Annotated in this window: 19 protein-coding genes and 1 pseudogene; 13 read left to right on the top strand and 7 right to left on the bottom strand. The window is 43.3% G+C overall.

Translation table 11 applies throughout. The annotated features are described in order from the left end of the window. Position 1 precedes the first annotated feature (1 nt). Positions 2-706, bottom strand: coding sequence for an SDR family oxidoreductase (locus Q0890_RS09940; protein ID WP_299220232.1), 705 nt, complete (start codon positions 704-706; stop codon positions 2-4). A gap of 122 nt (positions 707-828) precedes the next feature. Between Q0890_RS09940 and Q0890_RS09935 the strand changes: the two genes are divergently transcribed. Next, positions 829-1,704, top strand: coding sequence for a LysR substrate-binding domain-containing protein (locus Q0890_RS09935; protein ID WP_299220229.1), 876 nt, complete (start codon positions 829-831; stop codon positions 1,702-1,704). 151 nt (positions 1,705-1,855) lie between these two features. Here Q0890_RS09935 and Q0890_RS09930 read toward each other — a convergent pair whose 3' ends face one another. The 3 genes from Q0890_RS09930 to pdxA form a co-directional block, all read right to left on the bottom strand. Further along, entirely contained in the window at positions 1,856-2,692 is an 837-nt protein-coding gene (locus Q0890_RS09930; protein ID WP_299220227.1) for a symmetrical bis(5'-nucleosyl)-tetraphosphatase, read from the bottom strand. Next, positions 2,689-3,573 carry a 16S rRNA (adenine(1518)-N(6)/adenine(1519)-N(6))-dimethyltransferase RsmA gene (gene rsmA, locus Q0890_RS09925; RefSeq protein WP_299220223.1) on the bottom strand — a complete coding sequence of 295 codons (885 nt, stop codon included), beginning with the start codon at positions 3,571-3,573 and terminating at the stop codon, positions 2,689-2,691. Before rsmA ends, Q0890_RS09930 begins: the two co-directional genes overlap by 4 nt. 177 nt (positions 3,574-3,750) lie before the next feature. Then, positions 3,751-4,821, bottom strand: coding sequence for a 4-hydroxythreonine-4-phosphate dehydrogenase PdxA (pdxA, locus tag Q0890_RS09920; RefSeq protein ID WP_299220220.1), 1,071 nt, complete (start codon positions 4,819-4,821; stop codon positions 3,751-3,753). Positions 4,822-5,178: 357 nt separating this feature from the next. Between pdxA and dnaB the strand changes: the two genes are divergently transcribed. The 3 genes from dnaB to argF all read left to right on the top strand — a co-directional run bounded on the left by dnaB (position 5,179) and on the right by argF (position 9,012). Beyond that, the gene (dnaB, locus tag Q0890_RS09915; RefSeq protein WP_299220218.1) at positions 5,179-6,579 is read left to right on the top strand and encodes a replicative DNA helicase; all 1,401 of its coding nucleotides are present in this window, start codon (positions 5,179-5,181) and stop codon (positions 6,577-6,579) included. A gap of 211 nt (positions 6,580-6,790) precedes the next feature. Further along, positions 6,791-7,897, top strand: a complete 1,107-nt coding sequence (alr, locus tag Q0890_RS09910) for an alanine racemase (RefSeq protein ID WP_299220215.1) — start codon at positions 6,791-6,793, stop codon at positions 7,895-7,897. Positions 7,898-8,088: 191 nt separating this feature from the next. Continuing rightward, on the top strand, positions 8,089-9,012 hold the full coding sequence (argF, locus tag Q0890_RS09905) for an ornithine carbamoyltransferase (protein ID WP_299220213.1): 924 nt from the start codon (positions 8,089-8,091) through the stop codon (positions 9,010-9,012). A gap of 136 nt (positions 9,013-9,148) precedes the next feature. Here the strand turns inward: argF and rpiA are convergent, their stop codons facing one another. Then, positions 9,149-9,808 (bottom strand): ribose-5-phosphate isomerase RpiA, encoded by a 660-nt coding sequence (gene rpiA, locus Q0890_RS09900; protein WP_299220210.1) that lies wholly within the window; start codon positions 9,806-9,808, stop codon positions 9,149-9,151. Positions 9,809-10,075: 267 nt separating this feature from the next. Between rpiA and ilvA the strand changes: the two genes are divergently transcribed. The 8 genes and pseudogenes from ilvA (at position 10,076) to Q0890_RS09860 (ending at position 16,725) form a co-directional block, all read left to right on the top strand. Then, a complete protein-coding gene (ilvA, locus tag Q0890_RS09895) occupies positions 10,076-11,629 on the top strand; it encodes a threonine ammonia-lyase, biosynthetic (RefSeq protein ID WP_299220209.1) in 1,554 nt (517 codons plus the stop codon). Between the two features lie 324 nt (positions 11,630-11,953). Further along, positions 11,954-12,127 (top strand): annotated as a pseudogene (locus Q0890_RS09890) (excalibur calcium-binding domain-containing protein); the annotation flags it as partial. 81 nt (positions 12,128-12,208) lie between these two features. Continuing rightward, positions 12,209-12,649 carry a S4 domain-containing protein gene (locus Q0890_RS09885; RefSeq protein WP_299220207.1) on the top strand — a complete coding sequence of 147 codons (441 nt, stop codon included), beginning with the start codon at positions 12,209-12,211 and terminating at the stop codon, positions 12,647-12,649. Between the two features lie 223 nt (positions 12,650-12,872). Next, positions 12,873-13,373 (top strand): low molecular weight protein-tyrosine-phosphatase, encoded by a 501-nt coding sequence (locus Q0890_RS09880; protein WP_299220204.1) that lies wholly within the window; start codon positions 12,873-12,875, stop codon positions 13,371-13,373. Positions 13,374-13,536: 163 nt separating this feature from the next. Beyond that, positions 13,537-14,649 carry a UDP-N-acetylmuramate dehydrogenase gene (gene murB, locus Q0890_RS09875; RefSeq protein WP_299220202.1) on the top strand — a complete coding sequence of 371 codons (1,113 nt, stop codon included), beginning with the start codon at positions 13,537-13,539 and terminating at the stop codon, positions 14,647-14,649. Beyond that, on the top strand, positions 14,639-15,409 hold the full coding sequence (locus tag Q0890_RS09870) for a YdcF family protein (RefSeq protein WP_299220198.1): 771 nt from the start codon (positions 14,639-14,641) through the stop codon (positions 15,407-15,409). Before murB ends, Q0890_RS09870 begins: the two co-directional genes overlap by 11 nt. 121 nt (positions 15,410-15,530) lie before the next feature. Beyond that, positions 15,531-15,812 (top strand): cbb3-type cytochrome oxidase assembly protein CcoS, encoded by a 282-nt coding sequence (gene ccoS, locus Q0890_RS09865; RefSeq protein WP_299220197.1) that lies wholly within the window; start codon positions 15,531-15,533, stop codon positions 15,810-15,812. An 85-nt stretch (positions 15,813-15,897) separates the two neighbouring features. Continuing rightward, on the top strand, positions 15,898-16,725 hold the full coding sequence (locus Q0890_RS09860; protein ID WP_299220194.1) for a sulfite exporter TauE/SafE family protein: 828 nt from the start codon (positions 15,898-15,900) through the stop codon (positions 16,723-16,725). A gap of 127 nt (positions 16,726-16,852) precedes the next feature. Here Q0890_RS09860 and Q0890_RS09855 read toward each other — a convergent pair whose 3' ends face one another. Beyond that, positions 16,853-18,007, bottom strand: coding sequence for a DEAD/DEAH box helicase (locus tag Q0890_RS09855; RefSeq protein WP_299220192.1), 1,155 nt, complete (start codon positions 18,005-18,007; stop codon positions 16,853-16,855). Positions 18,008-18,207: 200 nt separating this feature from the next. Beyond that, positions 18,208-18,423 carry a cold-shock protein gene (locus Q0890_RS09850; RefSeq protein ID WP_058368907.1) on the bottom strand — a complete coding sequence of 72 codons (216 nt, stop codon included), beginning with the start codon at positions 18,421-18,423 and terminating at the stop codon, positions 18,208-18,210. Between the two features lie 494 nt (positions 18,424-18,917). On the opposite strand from Q0890_RS09850, the gene aroQ reads away from it, so the two are divergent. Next, positions 18,918-19,472, top strand: coding sequence for a type II 3-dehydroquinate dehydratase (gene aroQ, locus Q0890_RS09845; RefSeq protein ID WP_299220189.1), 555 nt, complete (start codon positions 18,918-18,920; stop codon positions 19,470-19,472). The last annotated feature ends 21 nt before the right edge of the window (positions 19,473-19,493 follow it).

Below are 19,493 nucleotides of genomic sequence, written 5' to 3'. Positions count from 1 at the left end.
ATCAGACAGAGTGCGTCACACCGCCATCAACGCGTATGCTCTGACCCGTAATATATCCAGCTGCCTCTGATAATAAAAAGGCAATCGTTGCAGCAACTTCCTCAGCTTTACCATAACGTTCCATCGGAACATTTTCACGGCGCTCATCAACCTCCGGTAAGCTATCGATCCAACCAGGTAAGACATTATTAATGCGAACACCTTGTGACGCATAATCATCAGAGAAAATCTTAGTAAACGCACCAAGACTGGCTCGAAACGCTGTCGATGTTGGGAAGGTTGCTGTCGGCTCTGATACCCAAGTCGTGGAAATATTGACAATAGCGCCGCCGCCTTGTGCCACCATAATTGGGGTCACTAGGCGAATCGGACGCACCGCACTAAGAAAATAAACCTCCATCCCTTGATGCCAGTCTTCATCGGTAATCTCTAAAATAGGCGCACGTGGACCGTGACCAGCAGAGTTTACCAGCGCATCAATACGGCCCCATTTTTCCATTGCTAAGTCAACTAAGCGCTGTACATCGGCATCTATCAAGTTAGAGCCCGTGACACCAACGCCGCCCAGCTCTTTTGCTAAGGCTTCCCCTTTACCTGAGGACGATAAGATAGCCACTTGATAACCGTCCTGAGAAAGCTTACGCGCTGCCGCTGCACCCATACCTGAGCCACCTGCCATAATAAGCGCTACTTTTTCTATAGTCATGATTTTCTCCATTAGTGATTGATTTATCTATCATAACTAATGGCTGCAAATATCTCGCATGATATTAAAAGGTGCTAGACTGTAGAAAATCTATCGTCAAATATATTGTCTAAGGAATGACTATGACAAACGCTTACCGTGCTCTACCCTCTTTGAATGCCCTACGTGCATTTGAAGCAGCAGGGCGTCATTCGAATTTTCGTGCAGCAGCCGATGAGCTTTTTGTGACCCAAGGAGCCGTCGCTCAGCAGGTACGTGCATTAGAAGAACACATGGGGTTTGCTCTGTTTCAAAGGCTGCCAAAGGGTGTAGCTCTGACTGCTCAAGGCGCAATCTACTTTGCAGAAGTCACACGGGCGTTTGAGATTTTAAAAAAGGCCACCACTCAAATACTCAAAGAGCCTAAGACGGTCACCATTAGTGTGACACCGACATTTGCCACTAAGCTGTTACTGCCCAATCTTTCGACACTAGCAACTGCGGTTCCTGATGTTGACTTACGTACTGTGGCTACTGAATCTATTGCAGATTTTGATCGTGATCAGGTAGATATCGCGGTACGGCTCACCCGTCCACCATTTTCTTCCTCTTTTGATACGCAGTTATTGTTCAAACAAAAACTGGTAGCTGTTGCTAACCCTTATTTTGTCGCTGACATCACGCTTCCTATGTCACTCAAGCAACTAAAAGAGATGCCACTGCTGCATGACTCACACAACCATTGGCCACGTTTTCTTAATACGGCAGATAAGCTGGCAGGAGCAATATTTAACCAAACCGCGCTGGCTTTAGATGCGGCTTTAGCAGGGCAAGGGATTGCGATTGCTTGTCAGGCGTTTGTAAAAGCGGATTTATCTGCGGGGCGTTTGCTACAAGTCAGTGAATTAGATTTAACCGTTGAGCCTGATTACTACCTTATTCGTAAACGCACATCAGTATCACGACCTGCTGTAGACGCGGTATGGGAATGGTTTGTTGAAAACTTAGTTGTTGGTTGATTAGCTTGTAATAGCTATAATATAAAAAAACCAGCTATACCTCCCTTTAAATCTATTAATAATAGTCCACCTAAAGTAAACTGCCATCCTAAAACGACTTAAAACAGACCCCCTACTTAGCTTTGCATTTAAAAATTAGCTATAGTCCTCGTTACGGGCTCGGACAGTGGGCGCTTGAGGTAATGACCTTACCATCGCTCAAGCGATAAGCTAGTAGATAATTTCCCCACACACAGCCGCCATCGAGCGCGCGAGCATGCGGTAAATCAACCTCCCCCTTTAGCGCAGCCCAATGCCCAAATAGTATCTTACGCGTCCGCGGTACTTGCCATTCAAACCAAGGCATAAAATCATCGGGCATGTGCTGATCTAAGCTGGACGTAAAGCTAAACTCTAGTGTTCCGTCTTGTTTGCACAGCCGCATCCGGGTAAAGTAATTGGCTATCGCACGCATCTTAGTAAAGCCATTAATACCATCATGCCACTCATCGGCGCTCTTACTATACAAATGCGGTAGCAAACGATCAAGTTGATCTAAGCTACCCTTTAATTGCGCTTCTAATTGCTGCGCATATTGTGCAGCAGACTCGATGCTCCAATGCGGTGGTATCCCAGCATGTACCAATACGGTATGCTTATCAGGATACGCCAAAATTGGCTGGCACCGTAACCATTGCAATAATTCCTCACCATCCTCTGCAGCAAAAATAGGCGCCGTTTTATCTTTCTTCTTCATTTTGGCTGCCCCGCGCCATACTGCCAGCAAGTTTAAATCATGATTTCCTAGGACGGTTGCAGCCGCTCCTTGCTCGCATAGCATCTTTACGTGACGCAAAGTACTTAGCGAATCCTCTCCGCGTGCAACCAAGTCACCTGCAAACCATAATTTGTCTTGTGCAGGGTCAAAATTAAGTGTCTGCAGTAGTTTTTGATACGCAGCATAGCAACCTTGCAAGTCACCGATAACATATTGATGGCGAAAACTCATAATTCCTCGATGGTTGTCTTATTCTTCTGTACTTTTGCCTGATTACTCAAAGCTACAAAGTCACTGACACTCAGTGTTTCTGGACGGGATTGTGGGTCGATACCACAAGCAGCAAAGTCGTCTTCACTCAATGTTGGCAGTAGGGTGGATTTTTTGAAAATAGCACGCAGCGTTTTACGGCGATGGTTAAAGGTCTCACGTACTACGATAGCGAAGTATTGCTCATCTTCTGCAACAATGGGCTTTTCGATATGAGGCGTCAAACGAAAGACAGCACTGGTCACTTTTGGCGGCGGATTAAATGCGCCTTTAGGAACGGTCAGTAAATAGTCCGTCTCACAATGATACTGCATGATAACGGACAGACGACCATAAGTTTTGCTACCCACATCGGCGGTAATGCGCTCGACCACTTCTTTTTGCAGCATAAAATGCATGTCCTGAATGACATCAGAGTAACTGAGCAGATGAAACAGTATTGGCGTTGAGATATTATAAGGCAGGTTCCCCACCACACGTAACTTGCCACGCTCGGTGCTATAAAATTCACGATAATCCACGTGCATCGCGTTTTCTTTTACAATAGTAAAATTGGGATGACTGTTTGCGCCAATACGGATACGTAAACTATCGGCCAAATCACGGTCAAGCTCGACCACAGTCATCGCATCCACTTCTGCCAATAACGGCTCAGTTAACGCGCCCATACCAGGGCCAATTTCTATTAGGTTGTCATCGCGGTCTAAACGAATACTATCGACAATTTGACGAATAATACTGCTGTCATGCAAAAAGTTCTGACCAAAGCGTTTTCGCGGTTGGTGTTTGGCAGTTCGCAAGCTAGCTGCTAGTGTCTTGGCATCAAACGAGTTTGTAGACATAAAAGATTCTTAATTAGTAAAATAAAAATGAGAATGTAGAGCAATACAATAGCTTGGTCTTGGACATCGACAATATAATACGATGAACAAGGTGACTTTTATAGCTTTGTTATTGGTGCAAAATTATACCATAGCTTATAATCTGGCTGCATTTTAGCCCTGAGCTAAATTACGCATTTATGATGTAGTTAATGATTTATCAGCCATTTCATTCGCCATGATTAATGCTTGATACAAGCTTGTGGCACTTGCCTCGCCGCGACCTGCCAAGTCCAGCGCTGTACCATGATCGACTGAGGTGCGAATATAAGGCAATCCTAGTGTTAAGTTAACCGTATCGCCAAAACCATGCGACTTTAACACAGGCAGTCCTTGGTCATGATACATAGCAATCACCGCATCACAATTACTTAGATGCCTAGTGGTAAACAACGTGTCGGCGGGCATGGCCTCAGAGATATCTACGCCAGCGGCAATAAATTCTTGTAATACTGGATTAATAATTTCAATCTCTTCCATGCCTAGATGTCCACCTTCACCCGCATGTGGATTGAGTCCGCAAACTAATATACGTGGACTCGCCATACCAAATTTCGATTGCATATCATCAAGTACAATTTGCACTGTTTGGCGGACATTGTCTGCGGTGATAGCGGCAGGGACATCTCTTAGCGCTAAGTGAGTGGTCACCAGCGCAACTTTCATTGCCTGATTGGCCAGCATCATGACTACTTTTTTGCAACCACTTTGCTGCATAAAAAACTCGGTATGCCCACTAAACATCGTGCCATCTAAAAGTTTAATGTCGGCGTCAATTAACGCAGATTTTTGTAACGGTCCAGTGACGATGGCGGCTACCGTTTCATTTGTTGCAAGTTGATGAGCGATTTCTAATTGCTTGGCAACCATTGCTGCATTCTTAGTGTCAATATAACCTGCCTGCACGGGCGCAGGGCAAGGTACATCCAACAATAAGAATGCATTATTCGCTATATCAAAATCCGCATTATTTACATCAGTCATTGACGATGGAGTCACTGTAATACTCTGCCAAGTTGGACAGCTTTTAAGTGCGCCAGTGGCTAGCAGTTGCTCTGCACGTGCCTGCATAGCATTGGCATCGGCTATGACCCAGATTGGTCGATTAAGATTTTGTAGCTTACCCTCCTGCGCAAGTAACAAAACCACGTCCATCCCGATACCAGCAGGCTCACCTGTGGTGATTAATAAGGGTTGTTTTTGACTCATACATTCACCTCTTATTTTTATTTAACTATTTGATTTTACCGTATTTTATATAGCTCTGTTAGTCATTTGGATAATGGTAATACCTACCAAATATACCCGTTATATGCCTGACAAAGATAGAGAAAAGTATCTATAAACAGCCTTATGGTAATCATAATGTGCTAGAATTTCGCTTTTGATTGTAGCATTATTTGAAGCGTATTTTATGGTACTTACTCTTACTCTCGCTCTTGGTGCTGGATGCGCCATTTTATAATATAGCGTCTAATGCGACGTCCATAGCAAGCACAATATCTGTGTCTTTTTTAGCGGCATAAACTTATCAATACATCAACTCATACATATACTTAGGTACACATGGCAGACACCAGTAAAACCGATGACTTACTCAATCAACAGCCTCCGCACAATATAGATATTGAAAAAGCATTGCTGGCTTCTTTGATGAGTATTGAAGAGGCCTATGACAAGATTGCTGATATCGTCACCAAAGATGACTTTTATGCAGGGCGTCATCAACACATATTCGATGCCATTGCTCACTTAGCAGCGGTAAATGAGCCTTATGATACGGTCATGGTGCATGACTGGCTAGAGGCTCAAAAGCTGCTCAAAACTGCTGGTGGTGACAGTTATTTGGCTGACATTTTAAGCCAAAGTCCAGCGACCTTATTTAATCTGACCGCCTACGCTCAGCGTGTACGAGAGTTATCAACCCTACGCCAACTTATTACCACTGGCAACGACATGTTGACTCTAGCATATAACCCAAAAGATCAAAGCGTTAGTGATATTTTAGATAGTGTTGAAGGTAAAATTTTTAGTATCAACGAGCAGCATAACAAACGTGCTGAGCAGCGCGGACCTGTCGGTATCACCTCAGTATTGACCAATGTAATCGATAAAATCCAAGAGCTCAAATCCAATCCCGACGGTATGATTGGACTGCAAACCCCATTCGCTGAGCTAAATAACAAAACTCAAGGCCTGCAAGCGGGCGATTTGGTCATTGTCGCCGCACGCCCGTCTATGGGTAAGACCACTTTTGCGATGAACTTGGCAGAAGGCGTGTTGTTTAACGAGAACCTGCCTGTTGTGGTATTTTCTATGGAGATGCCCGCAGAGTCTATCGTCATGCGTCTGTTGTCTTCGTGGGGCGCGATTAATCAAACCAATCTACGCTCAGGACAAATGAACGAAGATGAATGGGCAAAGATGATGAATGCCATTCAGCATCTGCAATCCAAACATTTATATATCGATGACAGTACTGCCCTGCCACCCTCAGAGCTACGCTCACGTTGCCGCCGTATTGCAAAAAACCATGATGGTAAGATTGGCGCTATCATTGTCGATTATCTACAATTGATGAAAGTCCCCAGTCTTGATGGTAACCGTGTTGGAGAAATATCGGAAATCTCTCGTAGCCTAAAAGCGCTAGCACGTGAGCTTGAATGCCCAGTCATTGCCTTATCGCAGCTGAACCGAAGCCTAGAGAATCGGCCCAATAAGCGTCCAATCATGTCTGATCTGCGTGAGTCTGGCGCGATTGAGCAGGATGCCGATTTGATTATGTTCATTTATCGTGATGAAGTTTACAATGAAAACTCAGACCATAAAGGTGTGGCTGAAGTCATCATCGGTAAGCAGCGTAACGGCCCTATCGGTACCATACGACTAGGTTTTGAAGGACAATTTACCCGCTTTATCAACCTGACCCCTGAGTACTATCAAGGGGTGACTTTTGACGATGAATAATACCCAATTAATAACTATCAATTTATTATAAAATCATTACGTTGTAACGTGATACGCAACTGGTATAAATTTTTCTTGCTTACTGTGTCTACGTTGACAGAGGCTGCGAAACACTTATACCAGTCTCGCTATATCGTTTTTATAGCGAATTGACTACAACTGCTATTTATAACTACTATCTAACGTCCAAACACTAATAAAGAAACGAACTATGCGCACCGCTAACATTACTATTGACCCTGCTGCTCTTACTCACAATTTAACTCAAGTCAAAAAACGTGCGCCTGGTGCTAAAGTACTGGCGATGGTAAAAGCCAACGCTTATGGTCACGGCGTGGCCGCTGTATTGCCAGCACTAAAGCAAGCAGATGGTATCGGTGTGGCAACGTTTGCTGAGGCGATGGAGGCACGGCAATTGGGCTGGGATAAAGCAATTGGCCTAGTCGAAGGGGTATTTAGCGCTGATGAATGGCAGCAAGCCATCGATAATGCTTGCAGCTGCGTGATTCACCACACACCGCAGTTAAACTGGGCACTAGAGAACATCCCAGCCGAGGATAGCCCAGCGCGGCAGGTCTGGCTAAAATATAATACTGGTATGAATCGCTTAGGTTTTGATGAAAAAACAGTCATAGAAGCGGCACAGCGTTTACACGATGCAGGTTATCAACTTATTCTTACAACACATTTTGCCAATGCTGATGATCGTGACCATCCGCTAAACGCCACTCAAATACAGCGCTTTTCTGACATGTTGGAGTATTTGCAACAGCACATAACCCCAAGTATCGAAGGCTCGTTATGTAACTCAGCAGGCATAGTAAACTTCTCTGAACACCATCATGATTGGGTACGTCCAGGTATCATGCTCTATGGCAGCTCCCCTGTCATTGATCAGTCGGCTATCGACCTAAACCTAAAGCCTGCAATGGAATTTAGTGCTCGTATTATGGCGATGCATATAGTCAATACTGGTGAGGCCATTGGCTATGGCAGCCGCTGGACTGCAGAGCAAGATACTAGGACTGCTCTCGTCAGTATCGGCTATGGGGACGGCTATCCACGCGTCATTAGCGACGATGCTTATGTTTGTATTGTCGATGCCAATAGTAATATAAGCTACCGCTGCCCTATCCGTGGACGAGTTGCTATGGATATGATTGTGGTTGATTTGAGTGCAGCTCCTGTAGATATCGCGCTTGATAGTAAAGTTGTATTATGGGGCGCCATGCCACATGTTGATGAAGTGGCCAGTCATGCAGGCACGATCGGCTACGAGCTACTATGTAGATTGAGTGCTCGTCCTAAGCGAGCATAGGGCAGCTGTATTCTTGCTCAACCTACTACTACAGGCTCACTACCTGACTGCCAACGGTTATATAAATTTGGCGTTTACATTGAAAGTAATTACGCTATACTAAAAGTTTGTTGTCACTACAGCTTAAAGCTGACTGTCGCCATTGACGGCTGATAACGTTTCATTGACTGTGATCGACTGCTAGGATTGCTATGAGTTTGCGCCATTTTTTGACCTTATCTGATTTAACCAAACAAGAGCTAGAAAACCTAATCAAACGTGCAAGCGAGCTGCGTAAAATGCAGCATGCAGGCGAGATATATCAGCCCTTTGTTGGACGTACGCTTGGTATGATATTTGAGAAGTCATCAACTCGCACGCGTATCTCCTTTGAGACGGGTATGGGGCAGTTTGGCGGTAGCGCCATTTTTTTGTCGCCAAACGATACGCAGCTTGGTCGCGGCGAACCGTTAGAAGACTCAGCTCGCGTGATCTCAAGTATGGTCGATATTATAATGATTCGCACCTTTGGTCATGAAAAGGTTGAAACCTTTGCCAAGTACTCAGGCGTCCCCATTATCAACGCTCTAACCGATGAGTTTCATCCCTGTCAACTGCTCGCTGATATGCAAACTTACTATGAGCATCGCGGCAGTATTGAAAATAAAATCGTCACCTGGGTCGGTGACGGTAACAACATGTGCTCATCATTTATGCAAGCCGCTAATCAATTTGGTTTTGAGCTACGTGTCGCAGCGCCGTACGGTTTTGAGCCAGATCCCAAGTTAATGAAGCGCTTTTCACACTGCGTCAGCTTGGTTGAAAACGTACAAGATGCCGCAAAAGATTCGAACCTGATCGTCACTGATGTTTGGGCAAGTATGGGACAAGAGTCCGAGCAAAATACTCGCGCGCGTCGTTTTGCCCCTTATCAAGTGACACCGTCGCTATTGGATAAGGCTGACCCTGAAGTGGTGTTTATGCATTGCTTGCCTGCACATCGCGGTGAGGAGATTTCTCATGATATGCTCGATGATCCACGCTCAGTAGTATGGGATGAAGCAGAAAATCGCCTACATGCACAAAAAGCTTTGATGGAATTTTTATTAAAAGATAAAATCAAGTTGCCTTCATAGACGACTAACATAGATAACTAAGCAAACTATTAATAGAATATTATCCATAAAAAAAGGCAGAACACATTTATAGTGTTCTGCCTTTTTAATTTTTGATCTACCATTAGCAACTCGTTGAGTATTCAACGAGCCTTTTTTAGCGAGTCAATGTCGTCACGCCATCACTACCCGCTTTTAGCAATACATCTGCTTGGTTGGCCGCAAAAATACCATTACACACCACGCCTACGATATTATTCAACTCTTTTTCAAGAGCGATTGGATTGCTGACATCCAAATCATAAGTATCCAAAATCACATTACCATAATCTGTGACAAAGTCCTCACGATAAACAGGCTCACCGCCCAAAGCTGCTAGTTGACGCGCAACATACGAACGTGCTTGCGGCAGCACTTCGATCGGCACTGGAAAATCTCGGCCCAATATATCTACACGTTTGCTTTCATCGACCATACAGATAAACTTATTAGACGCTGCGGCGACGATTTTTTCACGTGTGAGCGCTCCACCACCACCCTTGATCAACTGTAGATGTTCATTAACTTCATCAGCACCATCGATATAGACATCAAGCGTTCCGGCAAAGTTTAGATCGACAATCTCGATACCCAAAGCGCGAAGTTTATCTTCGGTCATTTGTGAGCTAGCAACAGCACCAGCAAGTTTTAAGGCGGGCAACAATTCAATCAAACAGTTGACCGTACTGCCCGTTCCTACCCCAAGTATCATATCATCTTCAATATAACCTAGAGCAGCTTTGGCTGCGGCTTGCTTTTGTGCTTGCTGATCACTCATCATAAATCCTTGGCAAAATAAACTTAACACTATAAAAAGGTAAAATGCGCGGCTATTATAACCGATGATTTTAATCGATGTTAGCGTAATACCAATTCTCATTGAGTCCTTGCTTCATTACACTATTTGGAATGATTCAATATTTAACATGAATATAGCGTCAAATTCTAAGTAAAACTTGCAATTGAGTCTTGCAAGATAGTCAAAATCAGCATAGGCTAATCTATTTCGTTTTTATCTTCATTCATCACTTGTTTAGGGAATATTATGCTATCTCATTGGGTACGAGCCATCTTGCAAGCCACGGTTTATGACGTTGCTATTCAAACACCACTTGAGGCTGCACCCAAGCTGACCCAGCGTTTTACCAATGATATTCGACTTAAACGTGAAGACTTACAACCAGTCAAATCCTTTAAATTGCGCGGGGCTTATAACCGCATTAGTCAATTAAGCGATGAGCAAAAAGCGCGCGGCGTCATTTGCGCTTCAGCAGGCAACCATGCGCAAGGCGTTGCTTACTCTGCACGCAAATTAGCGTTGAACAACATCATTGTTATGCCAACGACCACACCGGATATCAAAGTCGATGCGGTAAAAGCACTTGGCGGTAATGTCGACTTGCACGGCGACAGCTTCGATCAAGCCAACCGTTATGCAATTGATCGTGCTGAGCGTGAAGGCTTAACTTTTATCCCACCTTACGACGATGAATTGGTCATTGCCGGCCAAGGTACTATCGGACTTGAGCTGACGCAGCAGTGGCGCAACATGGATTATGTTTTCGTTGCGGTAGGCGGTGGTGGTTTGATTTCTGGCGTTGCAGCATTTTTGGGTGAAGTGGCTCCCCATGTCAAAGTCATCGCCGTAGAAGCGGAACAATCAGCATCGCTCAAAGCGGCGCTTGCAGCAGACGAGCGAGTCAGACTTGAGCAAGTCGGTTTGTTCGTCGATGGGGTGGCAGTTGCTCAAATTGGTGAGTTGCCTTTTGACGTCGTACGTACGCAAAAAATCGATCGTTCAGGACCGATTGTCGAGCCTGAAGTTGTGACCTGTACCAACGATGAAGTCTGCGCTGCCATTAAGGATATTTTTGAAGAAAACCGTAGTATCGTTGAGCCTGCTGGCGCATTATCAGTCGCTGGTATGAAAAAGTATATTGAAGCCAATGATTTACAAGGTAAAAACTGCGTTGGTATCATTTGCGGTGCCAATATGAATTTTGATCGCCTACGTTATATCGCTGAACGTACTGAGATCGGGGAGAAAAAAGAAGCCATCTTTGGCGTGACTATTCCTGAGCAAACTGGCGCATTTTTAAATTTCTGCCGCAGCTTACATGGCCGTAATATTACTGAGTTTAACTACCGCGCTGATAGCAAAAAATCACCAGACTCAATGGAGCCTGCGTCAATCTTTGTCGGTATTGCCTTAAAAGATGGTGAGAGAGAACGTCAAACGATCAATAATCAATTGACGGCTGACGGCTATACAGCACATGATTTGACTGATGACGATATCGCCAAATCGCACATTCGTCATCTGATTGGCGGTCATGCTCATGTTGAAAACGAGCAGTTGCTAAAAATCACCTTTCCTGAACGTCCGGGGGCTTTATTGACATTTTTAGAAAAGCTGGGCGACGACTTTAATATCACGCTTTTCCATTACCGCAATCATGGCGCCGCCGAAGGTCGCGTGTTGGTCGGCTTACAAGCTTCTGAGAGCAACTCTCGTCAATTACAAGACGCCCTACTCGATATCGGTTATGACTGTACGATGCTAAATGACAATATCGGCTATCAGTTGTTTTTAAAGTAGTAAAATAGACATAAGTTATCAGTATCAATGGCGGTTTTATAATCGATTAAAAAACCACCATTGATAAACTCATAGCGTTCATTTATGGTAAATATTATTAATAGGTATTGAGCAGTGATAAAGAACATATTGATGATCGCTATATTGCTGACATTAGCAATGGTAGGCTACAGAGTCCTTCAACCCAAAAATGTCACGAGTGATCCTATATCTAATGCGGCGACTCATACATCAACTGGCGTGGCTTTCACATCTGATGACCTTGATAATATACCACCAACGTACGTTGATTCAGATTCAACTTCATCGTCAATCTTGGCAGCAAGTCCAGTATTAACGTCACAAACAGTAGCGCCAAGTTTTTCATGCGATGGTAGAAGACACTGCTCTCAGATGACCTCATGCGCAGAAGCTACATACTTTATAAATAACTGCCCAAATACAAAAATGGACGGTAACCACGATGGTATACCATGTGAAAAACAATGGTGTAACTGATGTTAACTTAGGCTATTACTCTTTTAATTTGTAAAAAAAACACCATTATTATCTTACTTAGTTGATATCTATGAGGTTTTGATGAGTAAACATAATAAAAACCATAATCAGCCCAGTCACAGCAAACCTGATACTGTGCGTATGCGGCTCGATAAATGGTTGTGGGCAGCGCGGTTTTATCGCACTCGTACGCTTGCCAAAGAAGCGATCGAAAGTGGGCGTGTGCATTATGCAGGTAGCCGTGTCAAAACGAGCAAAGAGATTGCGGTTGGAGATGAGCTGAGTATCAGGCAAGGCTCGGCCACTGCTATGACTGAAAAGACCGTCATCGTCGAGGCATTAACCGCGCAACGTGGCAACGCAACTGCCGCCCAAGTGTTGTATTCAGAGACTGAAGAGAGCGAAGAGCGCCGTGCCTACTACGCTGAACAGCGCAAACTTGCCAACCTTGCACGTCCTGACAATAAACCCAACAAAAAGCAGCGCCGTGATTTACAACGTTTTAAACATCAACAAGATTAACAAAGCTTATTGTTGAGCCTGTGTGCTTGTTATTTGTGACGTTAATCGTTACGCTTATCAAGCCACGCTAAATAATAATAGTCTTCAAGTAAAATCGTTAAAATGTGCAAGAGTAACCGCCGGTTATTGTTATAAATTAGCCCTCACTTATTTATTGACATGCTAATAAGCCATACATCTCATATGGGTCTTATAGAGCATTTTTGTCATAAAAGGTCATGTTATGCTGGTAAAAGCTTCCGCTCCATCTTCTGTTCTATTGGTTTGCCTAGGTAATATTTGTCGTTCACCAACTGCTGAGGAAATTTTTCGTCAACAGATTGCCATTGCAGGACTCTCTATCAAGGTAGACTCAGCAGGTACAGGTGATTGGAACATTGGTAATGCTCCTGATGTCCGATCTCAGCGTCACGCTAAAGGTCACGGTTATAATATTAGTAAACTGGTTGCACGGCAGATAAATGCTGATGATTTTCGCGAATTTGATTTGATTCTAGCAATGGATGCTCAGAACTTGGCTGACCTGCAAGCATTAAAAGATAGTATTAATAATACATCGCAAGCGCCTCTAGCTAAATTGGCATTATTTAGCGAAGAAGACCCTACTTATGGCGGCGACGACGTTCCAGATCCTTATAAGGGTGATGGAGATGATTTTGAAGACGTCATTGAACGTGTTGAATCGAGCGCCAAAGCATGGATTGAAAGCTGGAAAGCCATGTAAGGGAGATTTAGATTGCTCAGCATCACGATACCAAGCACCAAAACCTAAGCATTTTATCTGCTTTTATACCGTATATCCCTTATAATAGCCAGCGTATTAAAGTCTAGCTTATACTTGGCTGCTGCTTTGATGGTTTTTATTTATTTGTCTAATAGGTCGTGTTATGACTACAGATTTGCACCATGCTCCTAATGCTCAGTACGATTGCTTGCATGATCTGTCTTACGCCAACACAATGGCGCTCGCTTGCATCGCTGACACTGTAGTGACTTTGACAAGCGAGGCACAGCTAGACCATTTTATGGCAAGTTATACAGACGATAGTGAACTTAATTCCTCATTGTTTGTGCTATCTGGTGGTAGCAACGTCTTACTGCCCACGCAACTGCAAGCGACCGTATTACGACCAGACATGCGTGGTATCACCCTTATCAATCAGACCCAAGATCATGTCGATATTGAAGTGATGGCAGGTGAAAACTGGCATGATCTGGTTATTCATACCGTCAATCAAGGCTGGTACGGGCTAGAAAATTTAGCGTTGATACCAGGCCTCACTGGGGCAGCTCCTGTGCAAAATATCGGTGCTTATGGTGTGCAGCTAGAGGATCGTTTGCAGTATGTTCGCGCTTATCATTTACCAACCAAAACTTGGCACCACCTTACTGCTGCTGATTGTAAGTTTGGTTATCGCGATAGTATTTTTAAGCGCACACCAAATACTTGGCTGATTAGCCGGGTGGGCTTTCGTTTGCATACTGATGCGACAAAGGTTTTGGCAAGCTATGGTGATGTACAGACAGTGGCTCAACGCTATGCCAAGCTGCAAGGGCGCGGTCAATTGACGCCTATCGATGTAATGCATGCTATCATCAATATTCGTCAACAAAAACTTCCTAACCCGGCGCAGCTTCCCAATTGTGGTAGTTTTTTTCAAAACCCTATTATCAATCTAAGCCTGTTTACATCATTACAAAGCATCTACCCTAATATCGTCGGCTACCCAATGCCAGATGCGACAGTTAAAGTTGCAGCAGGCTGGTTAATAGAGCAAGCAGGCTTAAAAGGTGGTGGTATTAAACCCATCATTACTCATAAAAAACAAGCGTTAGTCCTTACCAATCATAGTCCCTATCAAGCCACTCAAGCTGATGTGTTAGCTGCCCAAAACCATATCATAAACTGTATCTATGAAAAGTTTGCTATCACTTTAGCTCGTGAGCCGGTTTGGGTTAATGCTGATGGTACAGTTGGATATGGTGAGCATGAGGTCTAAGCGTTCATGGTCTCATAGGCTATCTCGCCACTACTTACGTTCCGCTGAACGCATGATTAAGTTGTTCCGTATCATCAATATAACTTTCTTATTGGGTTCGACGGCCATCACATTAATACTCGTTAGTCTGTTCACGCCGCTATTTTCTCGCGCAGTCATTTATGTGTTCGATCATCTAACGCTACCTGCCATACCAGCTGATGCTATGAGCTCACCACCTTCTGCCTACGTTGTCCTTGGCGGCGGTCTCACTAACGACAATAGCAACCAAATCATTCTCAATGGTTATAGTCTCAACCGTATCCGTACTGCTGCCATTGCCTATCATGACTTGCCCCTACCTATTATCATCAGTGGCGCTGAGGCACCTTGGATGAGTCAATGGCTTATAGAGCATGGCATCGATGAACCCATTAGCGAAAATGCCAGTATGAACACCTGTGAAAACGCTCGGTTTACTGCCAAGCGTGTGCCTTTATACCATGTGTACCTTATCACCGATAATTACCATATGGCGCGAGCTCGCAGACAATTTGCTTTAAATGGGGTCAATAGTACGCCTATAAACGCGCCATTACCTGTGTCACTTGATTGGATGGAGCCTGCACAAAACTTGAGCCATTCAAGACGTGCTGTTTATGAAATAGCTGCCTACCTACGTGATATCTTGCGCCCGCAATTAGACTGCCGGCTTGCAGAAGACGTTAGTATTCAACAATTATTAACCCCTCGAGGTAATGCGGTTAAAACCTTTAACTAATGATTTAGGTATCTCAAAGCTATGCAGATTTCATTGCATAAATTTCAATCATAAAGTTAAATTTATTACACTTGCGATAAGTGTATAATAATAGAATAAGCGGCTATTCAAGAGGTTTGCCATGCTCAGTATATTTTTATTGATTCCACTAAGCTTGATGCTGTTCGTGGTAGCTATTTGGGCTGTTCGTTACGCCGTAAAATCCAATCAATTTGAGGACTTAGATAATGCCTCACAGCGCATTATCTTGGATGATCGTCAAGAGCGTCGTCAAGTTATCCAGTCGCATAAATCAGCTAATTCTGCTGAGAAAACGGATACTATAATCACTACCGCTGATGATGAAAGCTTTAATCTGGACGCTCATCAGCCACTAAATACTGATGTCGATACTAAAGAATAGCATTAGATTTTTATAAGTGCGTTATTATTTTGACTTTTAATAAAATACTATCTTCGTTTACTACATATTTTAAGAGGTGCTGCTTATGACCACAGCATTATTAGTTGCAGCATTATTGATGGGGTTTTTTGGTTCACCGCACTGCTTAGGCATGTGTGGCGGACTGGTTACTGCCTTTGGATTGTCGATGAAGGACGTAAGCCCGGCCAAGCGCCGAGGTTTGGTCGCCACTTATCATCTTGGACGTCTACTTAGCTACTCGTTTTTGGGTTTGCTGGCAGGATTGATCGGTACAACCGTACTTGAGCCTCTGATGATGGGCAATAGTATGCCGCGCATTCTTTTAGGCTTGGTGCTCGTACTTGTTGGCATTACTATGTTGGGCGCGCCTTTTTTAACCAAGCTTGAGCGTTTTGGTATGCGCTTTTGGCAATTTCTTGGGCCGCTACGCCAAAAGGTATTTCCACTCACTACTTTTCCACGCGCATTGACCGCTGGTCTGTTATGGGGATTTTTACCCTGCGGACTCGTGTATGGTGCCCTACTCATCGCAGTCGTCGCTCATAACCCTTTAGGAGGCGCAGCGCTGATGTTTGTTTTTGGTCTCGGTACAGTACCGATGCTAGTTGCCACTCATGAAACGGTTGGTTGGATGCGTGATAAAATTGGTCGCTTTCGCTTACGCCAACTAAACGGTGTAGTGATGGTACTATCGGGAATGGCTGTTATGTTTGTGCCCATTATCATGGCTAATATGCACGGCGGACATGGTGGCGATACACACATGAGTCATGGCAACCCTGCTGCTATAACATCTGAAGCAGGCGGCTCTAATCATCATGATATGAGTCAGATGGACCATAGTATGCATAATATGGATACTGACGCAGACACTATGAACCACTCTCAATAGTTACGCTCATAAAAAACCAATCTCCTATGAGCTTGTAAGAAAATATAAGCATGTCGAAAAAAGCCCGCAACGTTAATATCGCTGCAGGCTTTTTTCTGTCAGTACTAACTTTTTAATATTGATACAATTACTGCTGCCATTGCTCAAGGCTAAACTTGGTATCCAAATGCTTCTCTAACGCTGGCAAATTAAAAGCATCGTCTTCACTTACAAAGCTGATGCTAATACCTGTTTGGCCAGCGCGCCCAGTACGACCAATACGATGTACATAATCATCGGGCTGATCTGGTAAAGTATAGTTAATCACATGGCTAATATCATCAACATGAATGCCGCGCCCTGCCACATCGGTTGCAACTAAGATTGAGGCATTACCATCTTTAAAACGCTGCAAATATTTTTCACGCTTTTGCTGAATCACATCACCTGATAACATAACGATTTTATGAGACTGACGCAGTTTATGATACAAACGTTTTACTTGATCCTTTCGATTGGCGAAGACAATGACTTTTTCTACTGACTTATCGGTGATAATACGCTGCAACGCTTCTAGCTTTTGATCTTCTGTTAATAAGTAAAAGTGTTGGTCTACTAGCTCACTGGTCTTGTGCTCAGGCTCGATTTCGACAAACTCTGGCTCATGCAACCAGCGATAAGCAAGATTCATAACATCTTGGTTAAATGTCGCTGAGAATAGTAAGCTTTGACGATCCGTATTGGCTGGCATCCGACCTACTAAGCGCTTGATATCAGGGATAAAACCCATATCAAGCATACGATCCGCTTCGTCTAATACCAGCACCTCTACTCGATCCAAATAAAGCATGCCTTTATGCATAAGATCTATCAAACGCCCCGGTGTCGCAACCAAGATATCGACATATTGACGTTCGAGCTCGTGCTGCTGAGTCTCATAATTGGTGCCACCCATAATACATACGCTGTGTAATTCTGTATATTTGGTCAAAGCAATACAATCGTCAAAAATCTGCTGGGCAAGCTCACGTGTCGGTGCCATTATTACTGCGCGCGGCTCTCCCAAATGACGCTCTTCTTCTTCCTGAAAAGGACGCTTAAGCAAGGCCTCCATGATAGTAATCAAAAAAGTTGCCGTCTTTCCTGTTCCCGTTTGCGCTTGTCCAATTGCATCTTGATGTGCCAAAGTATGGGGTAATATTTGAGCTTGGATAGGCGTTAATTCAGTAAAGCCCAAATCACTGATTGCCCGCAATGTTGGCGTCAAAAGTGGTAGATCAGTAAATGTTGTAAAGTGACTCAAAAAATCATCCTTATATAGTAGTAATAACAGACTCGCATGATAACAAGCCTACCATAAACCTTGGTAAAGCTTTAACGTAAAAAAGCCAAGCCCAAGGTCTATATATCAATATTGCAATATCGATAATCTAGACAGGCTTGACTCAGTAGTATATCAGTAGTCAATAAAACTATTAAACCTAAACTGATATAATAGACGGATCAGTCTTCCACTTTCCTAACTTCTTCAGCTTGTAGGCCTTTTTGGCCTTCAACCACATTGAATTCGACTTTTTCGCCATCTTTTAAAGAGCGATAACCATCACCTTGAATCGCTCGAAAATGAACAAAAATATCTTCACCACTATTGCGTTGAATAAAACCAAAGCCTTTTGAATCATTAAACCACTTAACGACACCTTGCTCACGATCTGACATAATATTGCTTCCTAAAATTACACCTAGCCCCAACTTCCTTTGCAGCATTGCATGTAAACGGGGTCTAAGATTATGAAATCACTTATTTAACTAACAACAATTTAAATAAGGTTATTTAAAAATTACACTTAAAATATATCAGGACACTTATTTTTATTAAATAATAAAAACGTTTTCTTAAATGAAATTGTTATATCCTAATATGCCTAGTAACGATACTGCATCATCGTCTATAGATAATTAATCTTTAGCACTGCTTTAAAGACGAGAGCAACAAAGTTGTAAGACTTACTACTTAAAAATATCATAGCATGGGTTTTTAGCAACACAAAGTCATTTAACATGGTTTTTGCTATTTAGGTAAGTTTTCTATGTAATTTTTTATAAACTTATGATTGAGCTATTGTGATAAAGTCCCATATCTGACATAGCAGTTTTTTTATTTGTACTACAAGTGCCCAACACTACATTCATTTTAATCCATAGAGAAACTTATGAGTGCCCCCTCTTTATCAGCTACGAGCGCAAAAACAGACAGTTTACAAACACGTAGAATACTACTTCTCAATGGGGTGAACCTAAATCTACTGGGTAAACGCGAACCTGAAATTTATGGCCATACCACACTTATCGATATTGAAACATGTCTGGCGACGCGAGCAGCATGTCATGACATTGAACTTATTTGTGTTCAGTCCAATCATGAGGGTCAGCTCGTTGATGCTATTCAACAGCACGGATTATTGACAGATATAAGCTTACAAGTAGATGCTATTATTATTAATCCAGCTGCATTCACTCATACATCAGTTGCCATCCGCGACGCCTTACTGGCTACCCAAAAGCCGTTCATAGAAGTGCATCTTTCAAACGTTCATACTCGTGAACCTTTTCGGCATCATTCTTACTTGAGCGATGTGGCAATGGGAGTAATATGTGGTTTAGGTCACTTAGGGTATCAGATGGCACTCGATTACTGGTTGATAAATTTATACGGTATTGATCTGAATAATACTGCACTATTACCTACTGCAAATAAGACTTCGTGAGACACATTGTCAAAAAATGCC

This window comes from uncultured Psychrobacter sp. (assembly GCF_947488565.1).
Lineage (GTDB): Bacteria > Pseudomonadota > Gammaproteobacteria > Pseudomonadales > Moraxellaceae > Psychrobacter > Psychrobacter saeujeotis.
Note: the sequence above shows the minus strand (reverse complement) of the source record. Positions and strands in the feature narration are given on the sequence as shown.